General features: G+C 72.3%; 7 protein-coding genes. All 7 read left to right on the top strand.

Features of this window, described 5'->3' with window-relative positions; translation table 11 throughout:
• Positions 1-25: 25 nt before the first annotated feature.
• The 7 genes from ACFWEP_RS28430 (at position 26) to ACFWEP_RS28400 (ending at position 7,600) form a co-directional block, all read left to right on the top strand.
• A complete protein-coding gene (locus tag ACFWEP_RS28430; protein ID WP_387374183.1) occupies positions 26-1,264 on the top strand; it encodes an MFS transporter in 1,239 nt (412 codons plus the stop codon).
• Positions 1,261-2,280: a TolB family protein gene (locus ACFWEP_RS28425; RefSeq protein ID WP_387374181.1), complete on the top strand. Its 1,020-nt coding sequence runs from the start codon at positions 1,261-1,263 to the stop codon at positions 2,278-2,280. Before ACFWEP_RS28430 ends, ACFWEP_RS28425 begins: the two co-directional genes overlap by 4 nt.
• 293 nt (positions 2,281-2,573) lie before the next feature.
• Positions 2,574-4,112 carry a type I-E CRISPR-associated protein Cse1/CasA gene (locus ACFWEP_RS28420; protein ID WP_387374179.1) on the top strand — a complete coding sequence of 513 codons (1,539 nt, stop codon included), beginning with the start codon at positions 2,574-2,576 and terminating at the stop codon, positions 4,110-4,112.
• Positions 4,109-4,681: a type I-E CRISPR-associated protein Cse2/CasB gene (gene casB / locus ACFWEP_RS28415; RefSeq protein WP_387374177.1), complete on the top strand. Its 573-nt coding sequence runs from the start codon at positions 4,109-4,111 to the stop codon at positions 4,679-4,681. The genes ACFWEP_RS28420 and casB overlap by 4 nt, the downstream gene beginning before the upstream one ends.
• Positions 4,678-6,036 carry a type I-E CRISPR-associated protein Cas7/Cse4/CasC gene (locus ACFWEP_RS28410; protein ID WP_387374175.1) on the top strand — a complete coding sequence of 453 codons (1,359 nt, stop codon included), beginning with the start codon at positions 4,678-4,680 and terminating at the stop codon, positions 6,034-6,036. Before casB ends, ACFWEP_RS28410 begins: the two co-directional genes overlap by 4 nt.
• Positions 6,033-6,881, top strand: coding sequence for a type I-E CRISPR-associated protein Cas5/CasD (cas5e, locus tag ACFWEP_RS28405; RefSeq protein WP_387374173.1), 849 nt, complete (start codon positions 6,033-6,035; stop codon positions 6,879-6,881). Before ACFWEP_RS28410 ends, cas5e begins: the two co-directional genes overlap by 4 nt.
• Entirely contained in the window at positions 6,878-7,600 is a 723-nt protein-coding gene (locus ACFWEP_RS28400) for a type I-E CRISPR-associated protein Cas6/Cse3/CasE (RefSeq protein ID WP_387374172.1), read from the top strand. The genes cas5e and ACFWEP_RS28400 overlap by 4 nt, the downstream gene beginning before the upstream one ends.
• Positions 7,601-7,641 lie beyond the last annotated feature (41 nt).

Below are 7,641 nucleotides of genomic sequence, written 5' to 3'. Positions count from 1 at the left end.
GGGCACACGGCCGGCCCGGCGGCGCGTGGCGGTCGCCCCCACCGTGCTGGCGCTCGGCACGGTCAGTCTGATCACCGATGTTTCCTCCGAGATGGTGACCGCGGTCCTGCCGCTCTATCTGGTGACGGGGCTCGGCCTCAGCCCTCTCGGCTTCGGGCTGCTCGACGGTGTCTACAACGGGTTCTCCGCCCTGGTCCGGCTGATCGGCGGTCACTTCGCCGACCGCGGAGGCGGGCGCCACAAGCTCGTCGCCGTCTTCGGCTACGGCCTCTCGGCGCTCTGCAAGCCCCTTCTCCTCATGGCCCACACCCTCACGCCCATCGGTCTCGTCCTGGCGGCCGACCGCACCGGCAAGGGGCTGCGCACCGCGCCGCGCGACGCGATGATCTCCCTGTCGTCGCCGCCGGAGGCCCGTGGCCGCGCCTTCGGCGTCCACCGCGCGATGGACACCGCGGGCGCCCTGCTCGGTCCGTTCGCCGCGTTCCTGATCCTGCGCGCTACGGTCGACGGCTACGACGCGGTGTTCACCGTGAGCTTCTGCGTGGCGGCGGTGGGCGTGCTGGTACTGGTGCTGTTCGTACCCGCACGGACCGCCACCCCGCTTGCCTCCTCCACTCCGGGCACCCCGCGTGTCGTGAAGCCGGCCGAGCACCCCGGCACCGCCGCCCCCCGGCCCACCCTGCGCGCGGCATTCGCGCTGCTCCGGCGCCGACCGATCCGGCGGATCGCCGTCTGCGCGCTGCTGCTGGGTCTCGCGACCGTGAGCGACTCGTTCGTCTACCTGCTGCTCCAGCACCGTCTCGGGGTGCCCGACCGCTGGTTCGCCCTGATGCCGGTCGGGACCGCCGCCGCGTTCCTGCTGCTCGCCCTGCCCCTGGGCCGGCTCGCGGACCGGGTCGGTCCCTGGCAGGTGTTCCTCGCCGGGCACGTCGCACTGCTGGGCGCTTACGGTCTGCTGCTCTCGTCGTGGCACGGGACAGCGCTCCCGTACCTGGTGCTCGTCCTGCACGGCGCCTTCTACGCGGCCACGGACGGGGTCCTGATGGCGGCCGCCTCGCAGAGCGTGCCGGAGGAACTGCGCTCCTCCGGCCTGGCCCTGATCCAGACCGGGCAGGCCTTCGCCCGGTTCATCTGCTCGCTGGCCTTCGGCGCGGCCTGGACCGCGTGGGGCGACCGCACGGCCCTGCTCGCGGCGGCGGCCGCACTCGCCGTGTGCGCCGCGTTCGCACTCCGTACCGGCCCGACCGTGAAGGTTCCCGCATGACGCGCCCGCGCTCCAGGCTCCTCGTCCTCCTCTGCGCGGTCACCGTGCTCGCGGTGGTCGCCACCGCCTCCGTGCTGCACGCCGCGGCCAGGTCCGACCGGCTCGACGTGGCGAAGCCCGGCGGGCCGGTCGTCACCACCGGGCGGATCACGCTCGCGGACCAGCACCGGATGATATTCCGCAACATGGCGTGGGGCCCGCACCGCGACGAGCTGACGACCGTACCGGTCACGGCGCCCACCGGGGCCCGCACCGCCTCGGGCGTCAAGTGCCTTCGTTTCTACGCGGCTTCGGGCACCGGAGTCTGCCTCCAGGCGGTGCACGGAGCGCTCCAGGACACCTACCGGGCCACGATCTTGGACCGGAGCCTGAAAGAGAAAGCGCACTATCCGGTCCCCGGCATCCCCTCCCGCGCCCGTGTGTCCCCGAGCGGCCGGCTGGCCGCCTGGACGGTCTTCGTGGGCGGCGACAGCTACGCGGGCACGAACTTCTCCACCCGCGCCGCGATCCTCGACACCCGCACCGGCAAGCTCGTCCCGAGCCTGGAGGACTTCGCGATACGCAAGGACGGCCGCCCCTACCATGCCGCGGACGTCAACTTCTGGGGCGTCACCTTCGCCACGGACGACCGGCACTTCTACGCGACCCTCGCCACGAAGGGCCGGACGTACCTGGTCCGGGGCGACCTGGAGAACCGTACGCTCACCACTGTCCGGACCAACGTGGAGTGCCCCTCGCTCTCCCCGGACGGCACCCGCATCGCCTACAAGAGTCGCGACAGGGGCCTGCCGGCCGACGCCCCCTGGCGCCTGCACGTCCTGGACCTGAGCACGCTCGCCGACCACCCGCTCGCCGAGACCCGCAGTGTGGACGACCAGGCGGTCTGGAAGGACGACACCACCGTCACCTACGCACTGCCGGGCGACTTCGGCGCCGACCTCTACGAGGTCCCGGCCGACGGCTCCGGCCGCCCCCACCCGGTGATGACCGCGGCGGTGTCCCCGGCATACCTGTGACCGGCGGGCCCCGGCGGCCGGCCGGGGCATGACCGCTCGTCCCCGGTCGGCGCCGTCACAGGCCGCGGCGACCGCAGCGGCTCCGCGCCTCCCTCGACCACGTCCGCATACGCCGTTGTCGGCCGTCTGTCGAATCGCCGGTTCCACGAACCCCGGGCTGCTAGCGTCGTGCCCCATCAAAACGGGCAACCGTGAGGAGCAGCGGGGAATGACAGGACATGGCCGGATCAAGTGTGGTGCGTGACGGGGGCGTTCGGCCCCGATGGGATCCCCGGGAGTCCCCCTGCGTCCCGGTGCGGACCCTCGACGACCGGCTCGTCGACCTGAGCCTGGTGGAGTTGTTCCACCAAGCCGACGACGTGCGGAATCTGGAAGGCGGCACGCCGGGAGAGAAGGTCGCGGTCGTCGAGTTCCTGCTGGCCATCTGCTACGCCTCCGGTACGTACCCGGAGTCGGCCGCGCGGTGGCCCGCCTGGGTGGACCGCCGGGACGCGCTGCGGCCCGCCGCGACGTGGCTCGCCGAGCGCCCAAAGGACGAGGTCTGGGACCTGTTCCACCCCGTGGAGCCTCTGGGGCAGAACGCGCTGCTCGCGCCGTTCCTCGACGAACACGGCGCGGGACCGGCACAATTGGTGATCGAGCAGGTCGGGGACTACAACCAGTTCTTCGACCATCACCACCTGGAGCACCCCAGCCCGCTCCCCGTCGCCGAGGCGTTCCGGGCCATGCTCACCCAGCACGTGTACGCTCCGGCCGGACGCGCCAGGATCTCCGGCAAGGAGACCCTCGGCGCCACCATCACCAATCTCGCGGCCACCCGCCTGGGCACCCGTATCCGGGTGATCGCACTCGGAGCCAGCCTCGGTGAGACGCTGCGCCTCAACCTGGCCCCGGTCCCAGGACCGCCCGGCACGCTGAACCGCACCTGGACCGCCGGCATGGAGCGCCGCGGGTTCACGACCAAGCCGACCGGCCGCCCGGTCACCGGCCCGGCCGACCTGCACAGCTCTCTGGGCCGGTCGATCCTGCTCCGTCCGACCCGCACCGGGGAGCACGTGGACCGGGTTCTGCTCGGCGCCGGCGAGCTGCTCGCGCTGACGGACGAGCACCTCCAGGACGCCGTGTACACCAAGAAGGCGGACGGCACCGTCAAACCACTGTGGGCTTCGGCGACACGGGCGGTCTGGCGGGAGGCCCACGCGCTCTACGCGGCCGTGGCCGAAGCCCGCACCCGGTCGGGCGCCAACGACGGGGGCACCCTGTACCGGCGACTCGCCCTCTTCCCGGCCGCGGGCATGGCTCCCGAGCCCGGCCAGCAGCCCGCGCGGCGCATCGAGCTGTGGGCGGTCGGGTTCGTGGCCAGGCAGACCACGGGTATCGCCTGGGTCGACAGCACTTTCCCCTTCGCCCCCGGCCTGGAGGCGAGGTTGTACCTGGCCTCCTACCGCGGTTCGGCCGTCGCGGAGTTCGTGGCGGCCGCGCTGCTCAAAGCCGCGTTCACGGCCTGGACGGTGGCGTATCCGAACCCCAAGCCGACGGACAAGAGCGACCAGATCGCGCGTTTCGACGTACGTCGCGAGCACTGGCGGGCGACGGGGGAACCGTTCGATCTGCTGATGGAGGAGACCACCCTGGGCGAGGACGTCCATGCCTCACTCCACGAGTACGCGGTCTCCGTCGCCACGGCGGCCCGCAGATTCCTCGCCGAACACCTCGCAGGGCTTCCCAGGAATACGCGGGGGACGAAGACCCGGGCAGCCGCTCTGCGGCGTTTCGACACCGAACTGACCATGCCGACGGCTCCTGCCGAACTCCGAGGGGAGACCCCATGACCACCGGCACAGGCCCCGCCACCAGCGAGGGCGGCGCCGCGCTCACGGCCTGGCTCGCGAGCCTCGTGCGCAACCACGACTACGCGAGCCTCGCCGAACTCCGGCGTCCCCGCGTGCACCGGGAGCCCCATTTCCGGGCCCTCTGGCACAGCCCGACCGAGGCCGAGCGCGAGGTCTACGGTCAGGTCGCCTTTCTCTTCGCGGTCTACCACCAGGGGCGGCCGAAACCCGCGTTCGGCTACGGCAGCCTCGGCGAGGCAGCACGCCGCATCGGCGGCGGAACGGGGCGCGGGCCGGACGATTCGGGCGCGGCCCGTCTGGTCGACCGCATCGTGTCCAGTCGTCGCGTCCCGTGGCGGCATCTGCAGCACGCCGTCGCCCGTCTGCGCGCCTGCGACCAGCAGCCGCCGTCCTGGGCCCGGCTCGTCGACGACCTGAACCGGTGGCACGACCGCAGGGCCCGCGTTCCGTACGAGTGGGGTGTGGCCTTCCACATGCCTCCCGTCCGGACCGCCGCCCGGACCACGCCTTCCGCCGCCGCGACCCTCCAGAAGGACTCGACCACGTGACCAGTAACCCCTCGTCCACCGGCAGCCAGTTCCTCTCCCTGCACCTTCTCGAGACCCTGGTGGCCGTCCTTCCCGTGCGTGACGAGAACGGGGCGCCCAAGTCGATCGTCTACGGGGGCACCGAACGGCACATGATCACCAGTCAGGCGCGGCGCAGGGCGGAGCGCGTCCACACCCGGAACCGGGCCAACGCGGGCCTCGGCGCCCTGGCCGGCCGCAGCACCGGTGTCCGGACCCGCGAATGGGCGCTGATCACGGCACGCGCCCTCACCTCGACGCACGGCTGGGAAGCGGACGAAGCCGTCCGGACCGCACGCGCCGTCATCGAGGCAACCGGTCTGAAATTCGGGGACCCCGCCAAGAAGACCGTCGCCAACCTGACCAAGGTGCTGTTGTTCGCCCCGGCCGACGCGGGCTCGCGCATGGCCGCCCACATCCACGAGCAGTCCGGGACGCTCCGTCCCTGGACCGAGGGGTACCTGACGGCGCAGAGCGCGGCGGCCGCGGCCAAGGGGAGGAAGGGCGCCCGCAGGGGCACCGGGCAGGAAGAGCCGGACACGGGCGAAGCCGCCGGCACCGATGCGCCCGACTCCAAGCTCCCCGCGGTGCCTGCCGCGACGCGCGCGGCGGTGCTCATCGCGCTCGCCCCGCGCGACGCCATCGACATCGCCCTGTACGGACGCTTCCTCGCCGAGATCGCGGACTCCCCCAACGTCGACGGCGCCGTCCAGAGCAGCCACGCGTTCACCGTGCACGAGGCGGAGCAGGTCGACGACTTCTACGCCGCGGCCGACGACGCGAAGCTCGACCGGAAGAACAACGCGCTCGACTTCCTCGACGCGGCGGACGACGCCGGAGCCGGGATGACCGGCTACCAGTCCCTGATCACCGGCACCTTCTACCGGCACGCGGTCCTCGACCGCGTGCAGCTGCGCAGGAATCTCCGGGCGGCCGGGATGACCGCCGAAGAGGCCGAGGAGGCATCCGTCGCGGCCGAGTCCGAATTCGTCACGGCCTTCGTCGACGCCTTCCCCGCGGCGAAGAAGAACTCGACCGCCTCCACCGGGTCCCTGCCCGCCCTGGTCCTCGCCTTCGAAGGGGAGCGTCCGTACAACTACGCGGCCGCCTTCCAGGCTCCCATCGACGAGAACCCCCTGGACAAGGACGGCGAGGGTCCCGCGGGTCCGGCGGCGGTCCGGCGGCTGCTGCGGCACCACGCGTTCGTCAGCCGACGGCGGCCGGACATCAGGGCGGGACGCGTCCTCACCTACGACCCGCGGATCGACGAACTCCTCGGCACCCTGGAGGACACCGGAGCCGTCACGGTCACCTCCGCCGAGGAGCTGACGGCGTGACCACGCACGTCCTGCTCGTGCGGCTCGCCGCGCCGTTGCAGTCCTGGGGGGTGGCGTCCCGGTTCTCCCACCGCGACACCCACGTCCGCCCCACCAAGTCGGGGGTCGTCGGCCTGTGCGCGGCAGCCCTCGGCCGGCAGCGGACCGATCCCGTCGACGACCTCGCCGCGCTCGTCTTCGGTGTCCGGGCCGACCACCCGGGTACCCCGGTGCGTGACTACCACACGGTCGGCGCCGGCCGCTTCCCGCTGCGCCCCCGGGATGTCATCACGGACCACCGGCGGGCCGCGGCCGTCGCCGCCAGCATGGCGGCGGCCGACGGGCCGGACTTCGGACACCACGAACTGGCCGGCTGGTACGGGGCGCCGAAGAAGATCACGGCCGACCCGGTCTCCGGGAACCTGGTCTCGGCCGAGCTCTCGCGCATGGCGATGATCACCGAACGCTGGTACCTGTCGGACGCGGCGTTCGTCGTCGGGCTCCAGCACCGGGACCCGGCCCTGCTGGAAGAGGTCGCGTACGCCCTGGAACACCCGAAGCGGCTGTTGTGGCTCGGCCGGAAGTCCTGCCCGCCCTCCGGCACCCTGGCCGCGGAGATCCTGCCCGGCACCGTCGCCGAAGCGTTCGCCGCCAAACTCCTGCTCCCGGGCCCGTACGGGCCCGACGCCTCGGGCCGACGTCCCCTGGCGTGGATCCAGGCACCCTCCGGCACACCCGGAGCGTCACGGGTGAACGACCAGCCGGTCAGTTTCGATCCGGCCCACCGCACGCACGTCACGCGCTGGGAGACCCGCACACGCGTCACCATCGCACCGCACGCAACCGAATGGGACATCATCCCGTGAACAGCGCACGGGCCTCGACAGCCCGATTCGTCGCCACCCACTCCGTACTCTCGCTGAACGCCCGCCACCCGCTGGTCGCCAAGTCCCTCGTCGACGCCCAGGAGATGCACCGTACCGTCATGAGCGGCTTCCGCGGCTGGGTCGAGGACGGCGACCGTCGGCCACGTGCCCGGATGGGCATCCTGTCGACGTGGTCGGTCGACCTGAAGGCGGCAGCCCTCGTCCTGGTCGTGCAGTCCAGGATCCCGGCCGACTGGGCCCGTATACCGCGTGAGGCGTTCACCACCGCCCCCCACCTCATCACCGTCGACCGCACCTTCAGAACGGGCGAAGTCGTCGGCTTCCGCACGGTCGTCAACCCGACCCGCAGCAGACCGTCCGGCAGACCCGTCTCGGAGAAGGCCCGTGGCACCAGGACCGCTCACACCACACCGGAGCACGTGAAGGGATGGTTCTCCCGTCGTCTCCAGGCGGACGGGGAGCCGGCGAACGCGGAGGACGGCGTGACCCGTATCGGCGCCACGGCCGACCCCTCCGCCCTGGGCATCCGCATGCTGCCGACCGTGTCGAGCGCCCATCGCGACAAGCCGCTGCGGATCGGCCGCGCCGAGATCCGCGGCTCCCTCACGGTCACCGACCCGGAAACCCTCGTGGGAGCCCTGTCGAACGGCCTCGGCCACGCCCGCGCCTACAGCTGCGGACTGATCCTGACCCGCTGAGCGGCAGCCGGCGGAAGCGCCGGCGGGGGCCGGACCGAACC

It is taken from the genome of Streptomyces sp. NPDC060198 (assembly GCF_042728415.1).
Lineage (GTDB): Bacteria > Actinomycetota > Actinomycetes > Streptomycetales > Streptomycetaceae > Streptomyces.
This window is presented reverse-complemented; position numbering and strand designations above follow the sequence as displayed.